Annotated in this window: 18 protein-coding genes and 2 pseudogenes; 3 read left to right on the top strand and 17 right to left on the bottom strand. The window is 56.3% G+C overall.

Annotation, left to right across the window (positions count from 1 at the left end; genetic code table 11):
- Nucleotides 1–396, bottom strand: a complete 396-nt coding sequence (locus WM95_RS15205; RefSeq protein ID WP_088544829.1) for a gp53-like domain-containing protein — start codon at nucleotides 394–396, stop codon at nucleotides 1–3.
- 29 nt (nucleotides 397–425) lie between these two features.
- Between WM95_RS15205 and WM95_RS15200 the strand changes: the two genes are divergently transcribed.
- Together WM95_RS15200 and dgcQ are read left to right on the top strand one after the other, a co-directional pair.
- Nucleotides 426–980 carry a recombinase family protein gene (locus tag WM95_RS15200; protein WP_016239587.1) on the top strand — a complete coding sequence of 185 codons (555 nt, stop codon included), beginning with the start codon at nucleotides 426–428 and terminating at the stop codon, nucleotides 978–980.
- A 65-nt stretch (nucleotides 981–1,045) separates the two neighbouring features.
- Nucleotides 1,046–1,909: pseudogene (gene dgcQ / locus WM95_RS15195) on the top strand (cellulose biosynthesis regulator diguanylate cyclase DgcQ); the annotation flags it as partial.
- Here dgcQ and WM95_RS15190 read toward each other — a convergent pair.
- Nucleotides 1,906–2,706, bottom strand: coding sequence for a mannosyl-3-phosphoglycerate phosphatase-related protein (locus WM95_RS15190; RefSeq protein ID WP_023312313.1), 801 nt, complete (start codon nucleotides 2,704–2,706; stop codon nucleotides 1,906–1,908). The pseudogene dgcQ and the gene WM95_RS15190 sit on opposite strands and share 4 nt — an antisense overlap.
- Nucleotides 2,707–3,007: 301 nt before the next feature.
- Nucleotides 3,008–3,235 (bottom strand): YodD family peroxide/acid resistance protein, encoded by a 228-nt coding sequence (gene yodD / locus WM95_RS15185; RefSeq protein ID WP_008500310.1) that lies wholly within the window; start codon nucleotides 3,233–3,235, stop codon nucleotides 3,008–3,010.
- A gap of 129 nt (nucleotides 3,236–3,364) precedes the next feature.
- Between yodD and dsrB the strand changes: the two genes are divergently transcribed.
- Nucleotides 3,365–3,553 carry a protein DsrB gene (dsrB, locus tag WM95_RS27425; RefSeq protein WP_063409478.1) on the top strand — a complete coding sequence of 63 codons (189 nt, stop codon included), beginning with the start codon at nucleotides 3,365–3,367 and terminating at the stop codon, nucleotides 3,551–3,553.
- Nucleotides 3,554–3,654: 101 nt separating this feature from the next.
- Here the strand turns inward: dsrB and rcsA are convergent, their stop codons facing one another.
- The 14 genes and pseudogenes from rcsA to fliF all read right to left on the bottom strand — a co-directional run bounded on the left by rcsA (nucleotide 3,655) and on the right by fliF (nucleotide 15,189).
- On the bottom strand, nucleotides 3,655–4,278 hold the full coding sequence (gene rcsA, locus WM95_RS15175; RefSeq protein ID WP_008500313.1) for a transcriptional regulator RcsA: 624 nt from the start codon (nucleotides 4,276–4,278) through the stop codon (nucleotides 3,655–3,657).
- A 287-nt stretch (nucleotides 4,279–4,565) separates the two neighbouring features.
- Nucleotides 4,566–5,358, bottom strand: a pseudogene (fliR, locus tag WM95_RS15170) (flagellar biosynthetic protein FliR); the annotation flags it as partial.
- A 7-nt stretch (nucleotides 5,359–5,365) separates the two neighbouring features.
- Complete coding sequence (gene fliQ / locus WM95_RS15165; RefSeq protein ID WP_008500315.1) at nucleotides 5,366–5,635, bottom strand: flagellar biosynthesis protein FliQ; 270 nt, start codon at nucleotides 5,633–5,635, stop codon at nucleotides 5,366–5,368.
- Nucleotides 5,636–5,644: 9 nt separating this feature from the next.
- Nucleotides 5,645–6,382, bottom strand: coding sequence for a flagellar type III secretion system pore protein FliP (gene fliP, locus WM95_RS15160; RefSeq protein ID WP_008500316.1), 738 nt, complete (start codon nucleotides 6,380–6,382; stop codon nucleotides 5,645–5,647).
- A complete protein-coding gene (fliO, locus tag WM95_RS15155) occupies nucleotides 6,382–6,756 on the bottom strand; it encodes a flagellar biosynthetic protein FliO (protein ID WP_063409477.1) in 375 nt (124 codons plus the stop codon). Before fliO ends, fliP begins: the two co-directional genes overlap by 1 nt.
- Nucleotides 6,757–6,758: 2 nt before the next feature.
- Nucleotides 6,759–7,172 carry a flagellar motor switch protein FliN gene (gene fliN, locus WM95_RS15150; RefSeq protein ID WP_023312308.1) on the bottom strand — a complete coding sequence of 138 codons (414 nt, stop codon included), beginning with the start codon at nucleotides 7,170–7,172 and terminating at the stop codon, nucleotides 6,759–6,761.
- The gene (fliM, locus tag WM95_RS15145) at nucleotides 7,169–8,173 is read right to left on the bottom strand and encodes a flagellar motor switch protein FliM (RefSeq protein WP_023312307.1); all 1,005 of its coding nucleotides are present in this window, start codon (nucleotides 8,171–8,173) and stop codon (nucleotides 7,169–7,171) included. The genes fliN and fliM overlap by 4 nt, the downstream gene beginning before the upstream one ends.
- Nucleotides 8,174–8,177: 4 nt before the next feature.
- Nucleotides 8,178–8,648, bottom strand: a complete 471-nt coding sequence (gene fliL / locus WM95_RS15140) for a flagellar basal body-associated protein FliL (RefSeq protein WP_023312306.1) — start codon at nucleotides 8,646–8,648, stop codon at nucleotides 8,178–8,180.
- A gap of 106 nt (nucleotides 8,649–8,754) precedes the next feature.
- The gene (fliK, locus tag WM95_RS15135; RefSeq protein WP_063409476.1) at nucleotides 8,755–9,987 is read right to left on the bottom strand and encodes a flagellar hook length control protein FliK; all 1,233 of its coding nucleotides are present in this window, start codon (nucleotides 9,985–9,987) and stop codon (nucleotides 8,755–8,757) included.
- The gene (gene fliJ / locus WM95_RS15130; protein WP_023312304.1) at nucleotides 9,984–10,427 is read right to left on the bottom strand and encodes a flagellar export protein FliJ; all 444 of its coding nucleotides are present in this window, start codon (nucleotides 10,425–10,427) and stop codon (nucleotides 9,984–9,986) included. The genes fliK and fliJ overlap by 4 nt, the downstream gene beginning before the upstream one ends.
- 21 nt (nucleotides 10,428–10,448) lie before the next feature.
- Nucleotides 10,449–11,819 carry a flagellar protein export ATPase FliI gene (gene fliI, locus WM95_RS15125; RefSeq protein ID WP_047749082.1) on the bottom strand — a complete coding sequence of 457 codons (1,371 nt, stop codon included), beginning with the start codon at nucleotides 11,817–11,819 and terminating at the stop codon, nucleotides 10,449–10,451.
- Nucleotides 11,819–12,526 (bottom strand): flagellar assembly protein FliH, encoded by a 708-nt coding sequence (fliH, locus tag WM95_RS15120; protein WP_023312302.1) that lies wholly within the window; start codon nucleotides 12,524–12,526, stop codon nucleotides 11,819–11,821. Before fliH ends, fliI begins: the two co-directional genes overlap by 1 nt.
- Nucleotides 12,519–13,517, bottom strand: coding sequence for a flagellar motor switch protein FliG (gene fliG / locus WM95_RS15115; protein ID WP_059346984.1), 999 nt, complete (start codon nucleotides 13,515–13,517; stop codon nucleotides 12,519–12,521). Before fliG ends, fliH begins: the two co-directional genes overlap by 8 nt.
- The gene (fliF, locus tag WM95_RS15110) at nucleotides 13,510–15,189 is read right to left on the bottom strand and encodes a flagellar basal-body MS-ring/collar protein FliF (protein WP_063409475.1); all 1,680 of its coding nucleotides are present in this window, start codon (nucleotides 15,187–15,189) and stop codon (nucleotides 13,510–13,512) included. Before fliF ends, fliG begins: the two co-directional genes overlap by 8 nt.
- Between the last annotated feature and the right edge of the window lie 155 nt (nucleotides 15,190–15,344).

Genomic DNA, 15,344 nt, shown 5'->3' with positions numbered 1-15,344 from the left:
TTAACGTCCTATAGAAATATAACTAAATCGGTATTGCTGAGAATTGTCACTCGTTGATACACGCCATGACGAATTGCTGATATGTTCAAAATTTACAGAAAGTACAGGCATAATCGGTCCAGAAGGATTTGACTGGACGGCATCAGACATGACGCTGATAGAAATCAAGGGTTGAGTCGGAAACGGTATAGGGAAGTTACCGCTGATAAAACGAGTCGTGTTTCCTGAATATGTACCAAACTGCACAATGTGCCCGCTTGGTAATTTGAACCACCCTGTGCCAGATGCAAAAGCGCCCATATCCGGTATCTGATTTGTACCTGTCCCAACCTCTCTTTTTGCCGCTTCTTTCAAACCAACGTTTCGGATAATGATCGTTAATCGCTTAAATGGCATTATTCCCGCCATTTAAAGTGAGTTTAACCATGCTTATTGGCTATGTACGTGTATCAACTAATGACCAGAACACGGCATTACAGCGTAATGCGCTGGAATGTGCAGGATGTGAACTGATTTTTGAAGACAAGATAAGCGGCAGAACCTCAGACAGACCTGGGCTTAAACGGGTACTCAGAACGCTATCTGAAGGTGACACACTCGTGGTCTGGAAACTTGATCGCCTTGGGCGCAGCATGCGTCATCTGGTTGGGCTAGTGGAAGAACTACGCGAGCGAGGCATCAACTTTAAAAGCCTGACTGACAGCATAGATACTTCATCGCCAATGGGGCGCTTTTTCTTTCATGTGATGGGAGCATTGGCCGAGATGGAACGTGAGTTGATTGTTGAACGTACCCGTGCAGGTCTGGCTGCTGCGCGAGCTGAGGGGCGCGTGGGAGGCCGAAGACCTAAGTTAACACCTGAACAGTGGGCGCAGGCTGGAAGATTGTTAGCGGCTGGTGAAACTCGTCAGAGGGTGGCCCTAATTTATGACGTCGGAATCTCAACCCTGTACAAACGATTCCCAGCATCTGACATATAAATCACGATCACAAACGCGATCCAATGTTAGTTGTCAATGTGTCGCGTTTTGATTGGCGCGCGGCAGAAGGGGAGTATCAGCTGTACGATACCCGGCTCAATATGATTGCCACCTCTGCCCGTACGGGAAACGTGGTTAACCATTTTGACGAACGCGAAACGGCGCAGATTGCGCAGGCGATTGAGCACGCTACCGGCGGCGGGATCCGCCTCGGAAGCCGTTTTGTGAGCTGGGAGCGGCTCGATCACTTCGACGGCGTTGTCCTGCGGATCCACACCCTGCACGAAGGGGTACAGGACGACTTCGGCAGCATCAGCATCGTGCTGGCGCTGATGTGGGCGCTCTTTACCGCCATGCTATTGATCTCGTGGCTGGTGATCCGCCGCATGGTAAGTAACATGTACACGCTTCAGCACTCGCTCCAGTGGCAGGCCTGGCATGATCCGCTTACGCGGCTGAATAATCGCGGCGCGCTGTTCGACCGGGCAAAATTGCTGGCGGAAACCTGTCGCCAGCAGTCGCTGCCGTTCTCTGTGATTCAGATCGATCTCGACTGTTTTAAAAACATCAACGACCGCTTCGGCCATCAGGCCGGGGATAAGGTGCTCTCCCACACGGCAGGGCTGATTGCCAGCGCGTTACGCAAGAATGATGTGGCAGGGCGCGTAGGCGGGGAAGAGTTTTGCGTCGTCCTGCCGGGGATCGGCCTGGAGGAGGCGAGAAGCGTCGCGGACCGTATTCGCTGCCGCATCAACAGTAAGGAGATCCTGGTGAAGAAGAGCACGACCCTGCGCGTCAGCGCGTCGCTGGGGGTCAGCAGCGCGGATGAAGCGGGAAACTACGAGTTTGAACAGCTGCAGTCCGTGGCGGACGTCCGGCTGTATCAGGCCAAACAGAGCGGGCGTAACCGGGTCGTCTGGCGCGATTAAGAGAGAAAGTGATCCAGCCCCTCCTGCCAGCCCTCCGGGCCGGGCTGTCGGGTGTGATAAACCCGGGCGGGGTTATCGTCCCGTAGCGTGATGCCCTCACGGTTAATGCCCTTAATCACTACCGCGAAGTCAACGCTGTCGAGCAGCGGCGCATCATTCGGACCGTCGCCGAGTCCCAGCGTGGTGGGTTCAATCTCTTCCAGCTCGCGGTATTGCTCAATTAGCCAGTTTACCGCAACGTCTTTGCCGCAGCGGGCGTCCAGCACATGCCAGAAGCGCGCGCCCTGCAGGCATTTCAGTCCGACATTCGCCAGCTCCTCTTCAAACTGAACCATTTTCTCGTCGGTATCGCGCCAGATGAGCGTGACGGACGCTTCATGCTTGCGGGCAAGCGCCGAACGGTAGCGCGTCAGTCCGGTCCACTCGCTGATAACGTGCTCATCCACGTCGTCAAAGGTAGTGAATTTATAGCCCGTCTGCAGGCGAATTTGCTCGATTCGCGGGCGAATATCCCGGTGCGTCATCCCCCTGATCTGGCGCTGAATCTTATCCCAGCGCACGTCAGGCTGAATCACCGCGCCGTTCTCGGCAATAAAAGGCAAGCCTTCAAGCCCCAGATCCAGCTGGAGATCCAGCATCTCTGCCGCGGTCTTGCTGCTGCAAAGAATGACCGGAACCTGATTATCCAGCAGCCTGTCCAGCCAGGGCATGGCGGGTTGCCACTCATAGGTGTGAATATCCAGCAGTGAACCATCCAGGTCAGAGAAAATCAGCAATGTATCCCGCAGTGAAGGCATAGCGACTCCTGGTAATAGATGCGTTTCGCCCTAAGAAAATTCCTAAAAAATGATTGAGGCGAAAACCGCAGATAAGAGGGATTCCCCTGGCAAACCCGCATTCGGCGTGTGTTATTGCTCATAACTAAAAGCATTATGTTAAAAATATTATATTCATCGTAAGAATATATGCTTGTCAGCCAAATTCGTTGGGGATAGTGTGGCATGTACATCAGATTTCCTGGTGTAACGAATTTTCAAGTGCTTCTTGCATAAGCAAGTTTTGATCCCGGTCATCCCCATGACCGGGATTTTTTTCGCCCTACCGATTGGCTTCAGACACGCTAAAGTCGTGAATATCAAGCTCGAAGGCCTCCGCCAGCTCGCGATAGGTGTGATAATCCCTTCCGTTGACAATGACGCGGTCCGAATTGTCGTCCGACCGGCGGACTTCTGACTCACTGATCTCATTGATGGCGGCCAGCAGGGCATCGACATCCACCTCGACTTCGCGCTTGATGGTGTCGCTGTACTCTTTATCGGTCTTCATTACGGGGTTCCTCATTCAACCGTGTCCAACGGTAAGTATAGACTGTGCATAAAAACGCCATTCACACCGGGCGGCGATGTGCGTTTTTGCGTTTTGTTCTACACTGGCTCAAAACCAGAGGAGGAAAGTATGAAGGTCAACGATCGGGTAACCGTTAAAACGGACGGTGGGCCGCGCCGCCCGGGTGTGGTGCTGGCAATTGAAGAGTTTAGCGAAGGCACAATGTACCTGGTATCGCTTGAAGACTACCCGCTCGGCATCTGGTTTTTTAACGAACTGGGGCATCCGGACGGTATTTTTGTCGAGAATGCGGAGTAACACGGCGTCGGGTAGCACATCGCGTGCCCGACAACCTCTCCAGAAGCAAAAATCTCTGGCCAGGCCAGAGATCAAAGGTAGGGTGCACAGGTCTTAAGCGACTAACGCATGTTAACGAAAATCCCGTTCGTCACATTATCGGTCAGGCGTACCACGTGGTAAATCACTTGCTTATTATGCGTTTTAATTTTCCTTTTAATATTTCCTTTGTGTGACGAAACGGTTTTCGCTTTAATATTCATCTGGTCAGAGATCTGAATAGTTCCTTGTCCCGCCATCCACATTCGCAGCATACTTGATTCAGTCCTGCTTAATGAAAGGGTGGGTAAGTTAACCGCTCCTACATTTTTAACTTCTTTATTCAAATAATCACCCAGAATGTCATCCAGCGACTCGGGTTTAATCGATTTAGAACTGATCAATAAATTTTTACGGACCAACAAATACTCATCGAAATGGATATTCGCGATCGCCATAAAAACAATAAACAGGGTTTTTGGATGCTGATTAATGATTTGCTTAATGTGCTGACTGTTGGCTGGATCGTGAATGAAACAGTCCTCATTAATAAACACCACGCCTGGTTTTAGTTCGTCACAAGCGGCTGCGAGTTCGTCAACGGTGTGTGCATCGTTGATGTCTCTCTTTCTTACCCCTCTGCTTGCCAGGTACCCGGTTAACCCTAGCCGGGTGTAGCTGCATAAATCCATAATGATCGTTGACATGGCATACCCTCACTCAATGCGTAACGATAATTCACCATCTGCCTGAGAGCTCAAAACAGCCATACGGGATGGAAAAAAATAATAAACCTGTGAGCATGACAAAGACTTTCAGGCGGACTCACTATCCCGTAAAGTTACGTATAATTTGCCAGGAATCTTCTTAAAGTAAAGTAAATATTAAGTATTGTGAGATGGTTAGAAACAATTAAACCGCGTCAGATATATCCTGGAAGATGTTTTACGCGTTTTATTTTAGGAATATCCTCAGAAAGACAATAGCAACAGTGAGGGCTATTATTTACGTGGCAGCTCGCTGACAATATCCGCTAACAGGTTGAATATCTCGCCGAATAAATGTTCACAGAAGGGAGCGATAAGTGGCATCAGTAATGACATTAATAAAATCCCAACCGTCAGCGTCAGCGGAAAACCAATGACAAACACTGAAAGCTGCGGCGCCATTCGGTTGAGTAAACCTAACGCCAGGTTGACGGTCAGCAGCAGGGTGATGATCGGCAGCGCCAGCATCAGCCCGTTGAGGAAAATCAGCCCCGCAGCGCGAGTAAGCGCGAGAAAAGCGTTGCTGTTCACCGGATTTTCGCCAATCGGTAGCGTATGGAACGTATCTACCAGCATGGAGATAAGCCACAGATGGCCGTTGAACGACAGGAACAGCAGCATGGCGAGCAGATCGATAATGCGCGCCAGCACGGGCATGTTGAGATGACTGCCGGGATCGACAAACGTGGCGAACGATAGCCCCATCTGCAGGCCGATCAGTTCCCCAGCGGTACGCACCGCGGCAAAGGCGAGCTGCATGGTAAAGCCGACGGCGACGCCAATCATCACCTGCTGCAGGGCCACCCATACCGCATTCGCCGAGAAGATCGGAATATCCACGGGGGGAAGAGAGGGCGCAACGATAATGGAGATGATGATGCCCAGCCCCACCTTGACCCGCTTGGGTATCGATTTCTCACTGAGAATGGGGGCGGTGGATATCAGCGCCATGATGCGCAGCATCGGCCAGAAATAGACGCCGAGCCACTGAACCCACTGGTCGCTGGTGAAGTGCAGCATCGTCAGGTCAGCCGATGATGTACGGCAGATTGGTAAACAGGTTGCGCATATAGTCCAGCAACAGGTTCAGCATCCACGGCCCGGCCACGATAATCGCCACGAACACGGCGATGATTTTCGGGATGAACGACAGCGTCATTTCGTTAATCTGCGTGGCGGCCTGCAGGATACTGATAATCAGACCGGTAACCAGCGCAACAAGCAGCAGGGGCGCGGCAACGGCAATCGCGATTTTCATCGCTTCCGTGCCCATCATCATGACCGATTCGGGTGTCATTGCCGTTCCTTAACTGTAGAAACTCTGCGCCAGCGAACTGACCAGCAGCTGCCAGCCGTCGACCAGTACAAAGAGCATGATCTTAAAGGGCAGGGCAATGGTTGCGGGCGGCACCATCATCATCCCGAGCGCCATCAGGACGCTGGCGATCACCAGGTCGATAATCAGGAACGGAATAAAGATGGTAAAGCCGATCTGGAACGCGGTTTTCAGCTCGCTGGTGACATAGGCAGGCAGAAGAATACGCATTGGCACCGCTTCCGGTCCCTGCAGCTCGCCGGTGTTGGACAGGCGGGCAAAGAGGGCCAGGTCGGCTTCTCGCGTCTGGCGCAGCATAAACTCTCGCAGCGGCTGGGCGCCTTTATCCAGCGCCTCCTGCATGGAGATTTTGTCTTCGCTGAACGGCTGATAGGCGTCGGTATAAATCTTGTCGATAACTGGCGACATAATGAAAAAGGTCAAAAACAGCGCCAGCCCCAGCAGAACCTGGTTTGGCGGGGCGGAAGGGGTTCCCAGCGCGTTTCGCAGCAGACCAAAGACGATGATGATGCGGGTGAAGCTGGTCATCATCAGCAGGATGGCCGGAATAAACGTCAGCGAGGTGATGAACACCAGCGTCTGCACCGGAAGCGACCAGCTTTGTCCGCCGCCCGCGAGAGGGGTGGAGACCAGGCCGGGCAGCTGTGCATAAACCGCGGGAGCAAACAGGCCAACGCCCGCAAGCGTCAGGGATAACAAACGGCGCATCAGGATCTCCCGGAACGCTTAAGCAAACTCTTCATGACGGACTGAAAATCCGCAGGGACGTCTGCGCGCTCGTCCACCACAACAGGGGCGGGCGGCAGCTTGTGTAATACGCTGATGTTTGAGGCCGTGACGCCCAGGACCAGGCGCGCATCGTCTACCTCGACGATGACCACGCGCTCGCGTGGACCCAGCGTGGTGCTGGCGCTGACCTTCAGGCCGCGGGCACCGGCGGTTTTACCCGCCAGGCCAAAGCGCTTCGCCAGCCAGGCGGCGATAAGAATAAAGGCAATAATACCGAACAATGCCCCGCTCACCTGGAGCAGAGGCGAGCCGGGAACGGCAGAAGGCTGTGATATTGTTGCCTGGGTTTTCATGCTTAACGGCTCAGACGACGCATACGTTCAGACGGGGTAATGATGTCGGTGATGCGTACACCGTATTTATCGGCAACCACCACCACTTCACCCTGGGCAATCAGATAACCGTTGATCAGAATATCAAGTGGCTCGCCGGCCAGACCGTCAAGGGCCACCACGGAACCCTGCGTCAGGCGCAGCAGCTCTTTAATGGTCATGCGGGTGCGTCCCAGCTCAACGGTCAGCTTAACCGGGATATCCATAATCAGGTCGATATCCTGCAGCGTGCCGCTGACGTCACCGCCGCCGAGCTGCTGGAATACGGCATCCGCTGCACTTTTGGCCGGGGGTGCTTTTTGCTCGTTTAACGCGTCAGCCCACAGATCGTCCAGTGCTCCGCTGTTCTCATCGGACGGATTGTTCATGTCACTCATTTGGGCTGTTCCTCATTCAGCGAATTCAAAATCGGGTTGATCAAGTGCTCAACGCGTAACGCATACTGACCGTTAATCGTGCCGTACTGGCTTGTCAGCACGGGGACACCATCCACATGGGCAATAATGCGGTCGGGTTTTTCTATCGGCAAAACATCACCGGGTTGTAATTTCAGGATCTGAGATAACCGCAGCGGGATATCGGCGAAGCTCGCTACCAGCTCAAGCTGCGAATGCTGGACCTGGCGGACCAGGTTTTCACGCCAGTTCTGGTCTTCGTTGCGGGAGTTCTCCAGCGGCGGGTTCACCAGCAGCTCGCGCAGCGGTTCGATCATGCTGAACGGCAGGCAGATGTTGAACTCGCCGGTCAGGTTACCGATCTCCACGTGGAACGGCGTGTTAACGACGATATCGTTCGGGGAGGTGGTGATATTGGTAAATTTCACCTGCATCTCAGAACGGACGTACTCCACTTCCAGCGGGTTAATCGCTTTCCACGCGTCGCTGTATGATTCCAGCGCCAGCTTCAGCATGCGGTTAATGACGCGCTGTTCGGTGTGGGTGAATTCGCGACCTTCTACTTTGGTCGGGAAACGCCCGTCGCCGCCGAACAGGTTATCCACCGCGATGAACACCAGGCTTGGCGAAAACACCACCAGGCCGGTGCCGCGCAGCGGCTTCAGATGAATCAGGTTAAGGTTGGTCGGCACCGGCAGGTTGCGGGCAAACTCATGATACGGCTGAATGCGGATCGCACCGACCGTAATATCCGGGCTACGACGCAGCAGGTTAAACAGCCCCATACGGAACTGACGTGCAAAACGTTCGTTAATGATCTCCAGCGCCTGCAGACGTTCACGTACCACGCGACGCTGGGTATTCGGGTCATAGGGACGAATATCGCTATCGCCGCCAATACCCGGTTGCGGATCATCATTGTTATCGCTGTCGCCGTTGAGCAGCGCATCGATTTCTGCCTGAGAAAGAATACTGTCGCCCATGTCGTTACCGCAGAATGAATGCTGTATACAGAACGTCAGTGACTTCCTGCTTAGGTTGGCCGTTTACCAGCGGGGTCGCCAGCGTTTGTTTAATGGCGTCGACCAGCTTTTGCTTACCCACATCGGTAGCCAGCGCCGAAGCGTCCTGACGAGAGAACAGCAGCAGAAGGCGGCTACGCACTTCAGGAAGGTAATCGTTCAGACGTGAACGGGTGGCTTCATCTTTCAGGCGCAGCGTAATGCCAACGTAAAGCACGCGATCCGCATCACCCAGATTGACGGTGAAGGTATCCAGCGGGAAGAACACTGGAGCCGGCGGAGGAGGTGCTTCAGCTTTGGCTGCAGCGGTGGTCGGTTCCTGCTGCATACGCCAGTAACTATAGCCCGCGGTAGCGCAGGCGGCGAGCGTGATCAACACCAGCAGCGGGATCCAGATGGAACGCTTACTTTTTTTGGTGATAGCGGAGTCAGTCATCTGATACGAGCTTCCTGTTTCGGTACAGCTTAATAAGGTGATTATCCCGTGTCCTGCTGTCGTCAAAGCGTGGAAAAGACGGGGATAATCACGCTACCTCTGGCGTTTAGGCGAAGATGTCTACGGCACTGTTACCGCGCGCTGCGGACTGCAGGGCGGCAGGAACAGGCAGTAACTCATCGCTCTCTTCATTAAAACCGCCGGTGTTGCCGGAACGCGAAGCCTGGTGCTGCTGCTGGGATGAGGACTGCTGCTGCCCGGCGAAGCTCTCGCTGCTGACGCTGCTCTGCGCAAGCTGAATGCCGTTTTCCGCCAGCGAGGTCCGCAGTACCGGCAGCGCGGCTTCCAGCGCCGCACGAACATGGCTGTGTGCAGAGACCATCTGCAGCTGGGCCTGATTGTCATCCAGCTTAAGCGAAATTTGCACCTGACCCAGATCTTCCGGGTGCAGGCGCAGCTCTGCCGTCTGCTGGCCCTGCTTAGTGAACAGGGTGATGTGTTGGCTCAGGGACTGCTGCCATTCGTGGGTCCCCAGAGGCTGGCTTAACACCGGCGCGGGGGCGACGATGGCGGCCGTCTGACTGGTCGCATGGCTGGACATAATCGGTGCCAGGGTAGCCGTTGGTGATGATGAAGAGGACGAACTGGCGAGCTCCTGCTTCTCTGCCGCCGCGGCCACGGCCGGTGTAGCAGGCGCGTTGCCCTGCAGGGCCGGCTCGTTATTTTTCACCTGGCTCTGATAAGGCGTAGAACTCTGCGCTTTATCATGGCTACCCGGAGGCGCGTTCAGGGACGGTTGGCCCGCGCCGTTTTGCGAAAGCGTTGCTGAACCCAGGGTTGAGTTGGCGGAAACGCCGTCGCTGCCTGCCTGGTGAGAGGCGGTCGTTTGCTGGTGCGGCAGCATCGCCATCAGCGCGCTTAATCCGGCCAGCTCTTCTTCGCTCAACTCGCTTTTAGTGTCATCTTTGCCGTTTGCCGCATTGAGCGTCTTCAGCGCGTCGCCCTTAGACAGCGGCACCAGCCCGGAAACCAGCGTATCAAGCGACGCGATCGGCGACGTTTCATCGCCTTTCAGCGCGGGCTGGCGCGAGAGCAGGTCGGCAATTTTTGCCTGCAGGGTGGTATCCCCTTTGGCATCCTGTGCCACTTTTGACAGCTTACTGCCGGCGGCTTTCAGATCGGCCAGGGTCAGCGGCGCATCTTTGCCCTTGCCCGTTGCGTCCGTGAGGGCGCCCGCCAGCAGAGAGAGAAAGTCCTGTGCACCGTCGGCGCCTTTCCCCGTTTGCGTGCCGCCTGACAGGTCGCTGTCGCTCATCAGCAGTTGTTGCAGTGTGATCATTCCGGTTTCCTCATTGATGCGCGCTGGGCAAACTCATCCATTTTCTTCTGATCCAGACGGTTTTCCGCCAGGGTCGTTGCCGCGATCTGTCGGTCCTGTAAAGTCTGCCAGGCCTGCAGCCGCTGCTTCTTCTCGCGCCAGAAATTGAGCGCGGTATCGACTTTCTGGGTCCACTGGTTAAGCTGCTGGCGATGCTGATCTATCGCCTTCTCCAGCGTCTGGATAAACTGCTGATAGTTAATCCAGCGCTGGCTGCCAATGCCCTGTGTCATATCGGTATTGAGGTTGGTGCGATATTCATGCTGATAGTCGATCAACATCTTCAACTGTTCTTCAGCCTGCTGGCACCCGCGTCGCATTGCGCCTAGCTGCAATGCGGCATCATCAACTTCTTTTTCAGCCAGATCTTTCAGCGTTGATAACGCGCTGTTTTGCGCCATGACCTTCGCCCTCCACCTGTGTTACACCTGCGGGAAAATCAGCTCCAGTGCCTGAATTGAATCTTCCCAGTCGGCGCGTTCAAAAATGCCTTGTTGCAAAAATGCCTCCAGCTGTGGCCACAGGCTAATCGCCTTGTCGAGCATCGGGTCGCTGCCTTTGGCATACGCCCCCACGCTGACCAGATCGCGGTTGCGCTGGAAGCTGGAAAGCAGTTGTTTGAAGTTACGCACGCGGGCGTAGTGCTTCTCGGTTATCAGCGCCGTCATTGCGCGGCTGATAGAGGCTTCAATATCGATGGCCGGATAGTGTCCGGCTTCGGCCAGACGACGCGACAGCACAATATGACCGTCAAGGATCGCGCGCGCGGAGTCGGCAATCGGGTCCTGCTGGTCATCGCCTTCCGTCAGTACCGTATAGAACGCGGTGATGGAGCCGCCGCCGCTGATGCCGTTCCCCGCGCGTTCCACCAGCGCAGGGAGTTTGGCGAAGACCGAAGGCGGGTAGCCTTTGGTCGCCGGTGGCTCACCGATGGCCAGCGCGATTTCACGCTGCGCCATCGCGTAACGGGTCAGGGAATCCATGATTAGCAGCACGTGCTTGCCGCGGTCTCGAAAATCTTCGGCGATACGGGTGGCATACGCGGCACCCTGCATGCGCAGCAGCGGCGACACGTCTGCCGGTGCGGCGATCACCACCGAGCGGGCGCGGCCTTCCGCACCCAGAATGTTTTCAATAAAGTCTTTTACTTCACGACCACGTTCGCCGATCAGCCCCACGACGATCACGTCGGCCTGGGTATAGCGCGCCATCATGCCGAGCAGGACGGATTTGCCTACGCCTGAGCCGGCGAACAGGCCCATACGCTGTCCACGTCCCACGGTCAGCAGGGCGTTAATCGGGCGCACGCCGGTGTCCAGCACATGCTCGATAGGGGTACGCTGCAGGGGGTTGAACGGCTGGGTGATCAGCGCGCCGGTTTCGGTGGTGTCCGGGGAGGGCAGTCCGTCGAGCGGTTTCCCGCTGCCGTCCAGCACGCGGCCCAGCAGGGCAGGGCCAAGCGGCAGCTGTTTCCCGCTTTGCAGCCCGTCGCCAGAAATATTTTTGGCATACACGCGCGCGCCGGGCAGAATGCCTTCCACCTCTTCAAGCGGCATCAGGAACAGGCGCTGGCCGTTAAATCCGACCACTTCGCTTTCGACTTCACGCGTTTCCTGACCATCCTGACGCTCAATGACGCAGGTCGCGCCCAGAGGAAGCTGCAGGCCGGTGGCTTCTAGAACCAGGCCGGTGGCGCGCGTCAGTCGCCCATAACGACGAACGGATGGCAGTAGCGCCATCTTCGTCTCAAAGTTGTCGAGCGTGGTGAGCCAGCGGGTGAGGCGCGCGGTCATCAGACGACTCCCGGTGCCGCCAGGCGGCACAGTTCCTGCCAGCGGGTGGCGACGCTGGCATCCAGATCGCCTTCATCGGCAGAGACTTTGCAGCCGCCGTGATGTAGCGACGGGTCGCCGCGCAGACGCCAGCCGTGCAGGTTAAGCGTCGCGCCCAGGCTTTCTTCAACGCGCTGCAGGTCGTCCGGATGGACGCGCAGCTGAGGTTTCCCGCTGAACAGCGGCTCCTGCTGAAGCAGACCCTGAATTTGTTTGATAAGCGCGGTGTTATCCACCACGGGCGTCTGGCCGATGACCTGACGCGCGGCTTCCAGCGCCATCTGCATCAGTCGCGAGGCAATCACGCTGTCCAGCGCGTCCAGGGTGTGCTGAAACTCGCTGACCAGCTGCTGCATGCGGGCATGGATCGGCGCCTGCTGCTGGCGCGCCTGATCGATACCGTGCTCTAACCCTTTCGCCAGACCTTCCTGATACCCCTGCTCGTGGCCTTTCTGGCGGCCTTCGTTCAGACCGGCGTTATAGCCCTGCTCGTGCGCCTGCATTTGCAGCTGCGCCAGCATCTGGGCCTGCTGCTCCTCTTCGGTCAGCTCGGGCTGCTCGACGTCCGGGTCAAGCTCTTCGGTTGCGATGACGGCCGGCGTGAACTCGGAGAGGGGAGGCGCCAGATCGTCCGGCGTCCAGCGCTTCCAGGGCAGCTCATTAGACATAGGTGTCGTCTCCGCTGCCAATCACCATCTCGCCGGTTTCCGCCAGACGACGAACAATAAGCAGAATGGCTTTCTGTTCGTTTTCCACCTGAGACAGACGAACCGGGCCGCGGTTGGCAAGGTCGTCGCGCAGGATATCGGCCGCACGCTGAGACATGTTGCGCAGGAACTTCTCGCGCAGCGGCTGCTCGGCGCCTTTGAGGGCGATAAGCAGCGACTCGGAATCCACTTCCTGGAGCAGGCGCTGGATGCTGCGGTCGTCCACTTCGACAAGGTTTTCGAACAGGAACATCTCGTCGATGATTTTCTGTGCCAGCTCTCCGTCGAATTCGCGAACCGCCGTAATGACGGCCTCTTCCTGCTGCGTTTTCATCAGGTTGATGATTTCCGCCGCCGTTCTCACGCCGCCCATTTTGCTGCGCTTGAGGTTCTGACCGTCGAGCAGGTTGTTCAGCACTTCGGTCAGCTCCGCCAGCGCGGCCGGCTGGACGCCGCCGAAGGTCGCGATACGCAGCATCACATCGTGACGCAGGCGTTCTTCGAACAGCGCCAGAATATCTGCCGCCTGACCGCGTTTGAGGTGGACAAGGATGGTGGCGATAATCTGCGGGTGCTCGTCGCGGATAAGGTCGGCGGCACTCTGCGGCTCCATAAAGTTGAGCGTTTCGATACCGCTGGCGGTATCGCGCGTTTCCAGAATGTCTTCCAGCAGGCTGGAGGCTCGCTCTTCGCCCAGCGCCTTGACCAGCACGGAGCGCAGGTAGTCGTTGGCGTTGACGTTCAGCGCGGCAAACTGTTCGGCTTCCTGTTCAAACTCTGCCAGCACTTCGGTCAGCTGCTTGTTGGAGATCTGACGCACGTTGGCCATGGCCGCACTGAGAATTTGCACTTCTCGCTGGGAGAGGTGTTTAAACACCTCTGCCGCACGATCTTCGCCAATGGTCATCAGCAGGATGACGCTTTTATCGGTGCCCGTAAGCGTATTACTCATGTTCGTTACCCATCCACTGGCGGATGACCAGCGCTACGACGCGCGGATCGTTATCTGACATTTCGCGAATGCGCTGGCTCATCACCTCAGCGCCCATGCGCTGGTTAGCACGACGCTGCTGCAACTGTTCATCTTTGCTGAGGCGCACTTCAACCGCTTCTTCCGTTTCCTGGCGCGCATTCATCTGCTCGCGAGCCGCTTTTTCGGCTTCAGCACGGCGCTGGAGCTGCGGACGAACGCCCTTACGCCACAGCAGCCACGCGACAATCAGCACCAGCAGCCAGCGTCCTGCGGACATCAGCTGGTCGATAAACGCCTGCTGTTGCCAGAACGGCAGTTCACCGCCGGTCTCATCAACCGAGTTGAACGGTGAGTTCACCACGTTGAGGGTATCGCCGCGCTTCTCGGAGTAACCCATCGCTTCACGGGTCAGGTTTTCAATCTGCTTCATCTGCTCGGCGGTCAACGGCAGCGGTTTGCCGTCAGCCAGCGTTTTGTAGTTCACCACTACCGCAACGGAAAGACGCTGAATATCACCCACGTTCAGTTTAGTGTGGCGAATCGTCCGATCCACTTCGTAGTTCGTGGTTTCGTTACGGCTGCTGGTGCGCGGACCGGCGTTACTGGTCGTTGAGGTAGTCTGCTGATTATTTTGCTGACCGTTCTGCTGATTGGCCGGCGGCGTAGAGATCGGTGCCGCGTTAGCCGGGGCAGGCTGGTTAGACAGCGCGCCCGGCACGCCGCCCGGGTAGGCACCGCCGATCTGTTCGTTCGAATTGATCTGGCGTGAACGCATCACCGCCTGAGCCGGATCGCCGTTCGGGCTGTACTGCTCTTCAGTTTGTTCTTTATTCGCGAAGTCGATCTGCGCGGTAACCTGCGCGTGCACGTTGCTGTTACCCACCACCGGGCCGAGGATGGCTTCAATACGGCGCTGGAGACGGCTTTCGACATCGGCGGCATACTTCAGCTGCGCGTCATTCAGATCGCGACCGGCGGTATTGGACTGCGTCAGCAGGTGACCGCTTTGGTCGACCAGCGTCACGTTACCCGGCGGCAGACCGGCGACGGCGCTGGAGACGAGGTGCGTCACCGCGCTGATTTGCCCTTCGTCCAGCGCGCGGCCGGGTTCAAGGTTCACGGTAACGGAAGCTGAAGGTGATTTCTGTTCGCGGACAAATAAAGAAGGTTTAGGCATCGCCAGGTGCACGCGGGCACTCTTCACCGGGCCTAATGTTTCAATGGTGCGGGCCAGTTCACCTTCCAGCGCACGCTGGTAGTTCACCTGCTCGCTGAACTGGCTGATACCGAATTTTTCCTGATCCAGCAGCTCAAAGCCAACCGCACCGCCTTTCGGCAGCCCCTGCTGAGCCAGACGCAGACGCAGCTCGTGCACCTTATCAGCCGGGACCTCAAGCGCACCGCCATTATCGGCAAAGCGATAAGGAATGTTCATCTGGGTAAGCTGGGTGACGATGGCGCCGCCATCCTGATCGGAAAGGTTGCTGTAGAGCGTCCGGTAATCAGGGCTTTTCGCCCACAGGACCATCGCTACAAGGATCGCAATTGCGGCAGCGCCTGCCACGATCAACGGGATTTTAGGATTCGCGCGAAGGCGGTTCATCCACTCGAGTGATTTATTCTGCGGCGCTGTCGATGCTGTTGCACTCATTGCGCACCTCTTAAATCCTGGTGGTTTACGTTATTCGTGTAGAGAAACAAAACTGACTCCCGGGTCGGCAAACACGACAAAAGTTCCATATTGATGGCCCTGCCATTATTTGATGATTCGTGATTTTCTATGCGTCAAATAACCTGGTTTTTTCA

Origin of the sequence: Enterobacter cloacae complex sp. ECNIH7 (assembly GCF_002208095.1) — a bacterium.
Taxonomy (GTDB): domain Bacteria; phylum Pseudomonadota; class Gammaproteobacteria; order Enterobacterales; family Enterobacteriaceae; genus Enterobacter; species Enterobacter cloacae_M.
This window is presented reverse-complemented; position numbering and strand designations above follow the sequence as displayed.

Excerpts from the sequence above, each read along its gene's own strand:
- WM95_RS15205 (WP_088544829.1), bottom strand. The coding sequence starts at position 396 with ATGCCATTTAAGCGATTAACGATCATTATCCGAAACGTTGGTTTGAAA.
- WM95_RS15200 (WP_016239587.1), top strand. The coding sequence starts at position 426 with ATGCTTATTGGCTATGTACGTGTATCAACTAATGACCAGAACACGGCA.
- WM95_RS15190 (WP_023312313.1), bottom strand. The coding sequence starts at position 2,706 with ATGCCTTCACTGCGGGATACATTGCTGATTTTCTCTGACCTGGATGGT.
- yodD (WP_008500310.1), bottom strand. The coding sequence starts at position 3,235 with ATGAAGACCGATAAAGAGTACAGCGACACCATCAAGCGCGAAGTCGAG.
- dsrB (WP_063409478.1), top strand. The coding sequence starts at position 3,365 with ATGAAGGTCAACGATCGGGTAACCGTTAAAACGGACGGTGGGCCGCGC.
- rcsA (WP_008500313.1), bottom strand. The coding sequence starts at position 4,278 with ATGTCAACGATCATTATGGATTTATGCAGCTACACCCGGCTAGGGTTA.
- fliQ (WP_008500315.1), bottom strand. The coding sequence starts at position 5,635 with ATGACACCCGAATCGGTCATGATGATGGGCACGGAAGCGATGAAAATC.
- fliP (WP_008500316.1), bottom strand. The coding sequence starts at position 6,382 with ATGCGCCGTTTGTTATCCCTGACGCTTGCGGGCGTTGGCCTGTTTGCT.
- fliO (WP_063409477.1), bottom strand. The coding sequence starts at position 6,756 with ATGAAAACCCAGGCAACAATATCACAGCCTTCTGCCGTTCCCGGCTCG.
- fliN (WP_023312308.1), bottom strand. The coding sequence starts at position 7,172 with ATGAGTGACATGAACAATCCGTCCGATGAGAACAGCGGAGCACTGGAC.
- fliM (WP_023312307.1), bottom strand. The coding sequence starts at position 8,173 with ATGGGCGACAGTATTCTTTCTCAGGCAGAAATCGATGCGCTGCTCAAC.
- fliL (WP_023312306.1), bottom strand. The coding sequence starts at position 8,648 with ATGACTGACTCCGCTATCACCAAAAAAAGTAAGCGTTCCATCTGGATC.
- fliK (WP_063409476.1), bottom strand. The coding sequence starts at position 9,987 with ATGATCACACTGCAACAACTGCTGATGAGCGACAGCGACCTGTCAGGC.
- fliJ (WP_023312304.1), bottom strand. The coding sequence starts at position 10,427 with ATGGCGCAAAACAGCGCGTTATCAACGCTGAAAGATCTGGCTGAAAAA.
- fliI (WP_047749082.1), bottom strand. The coding sequence starts at position 11,819 with ATGACCGCGCGCCTCACCCGCTGGCTCACCACGCTCGACAACTTTGAG.
- fliH (WP_023312302.1), bottom strand. The coding sequence starts at position 12,526 with ATGTCTAATGAGCTGCCCTGGAAGCGCTGGACGCCGGACGATCTGGCG.
- fliG (WP_059346984.1), bottom strand. The coding sequence starts at position 13,517 with ATGAGTAATACGCTTACGGGCACCGATAAAAGCGTCATCCTGCTGATG.
- fliF (WP_063409475.1), bottom strand. The coding sequence starts at position 15,189 with ATGAGTGCAACAGCATCGACAGCGCCGCAGAATAAATCACTCGAGTGG.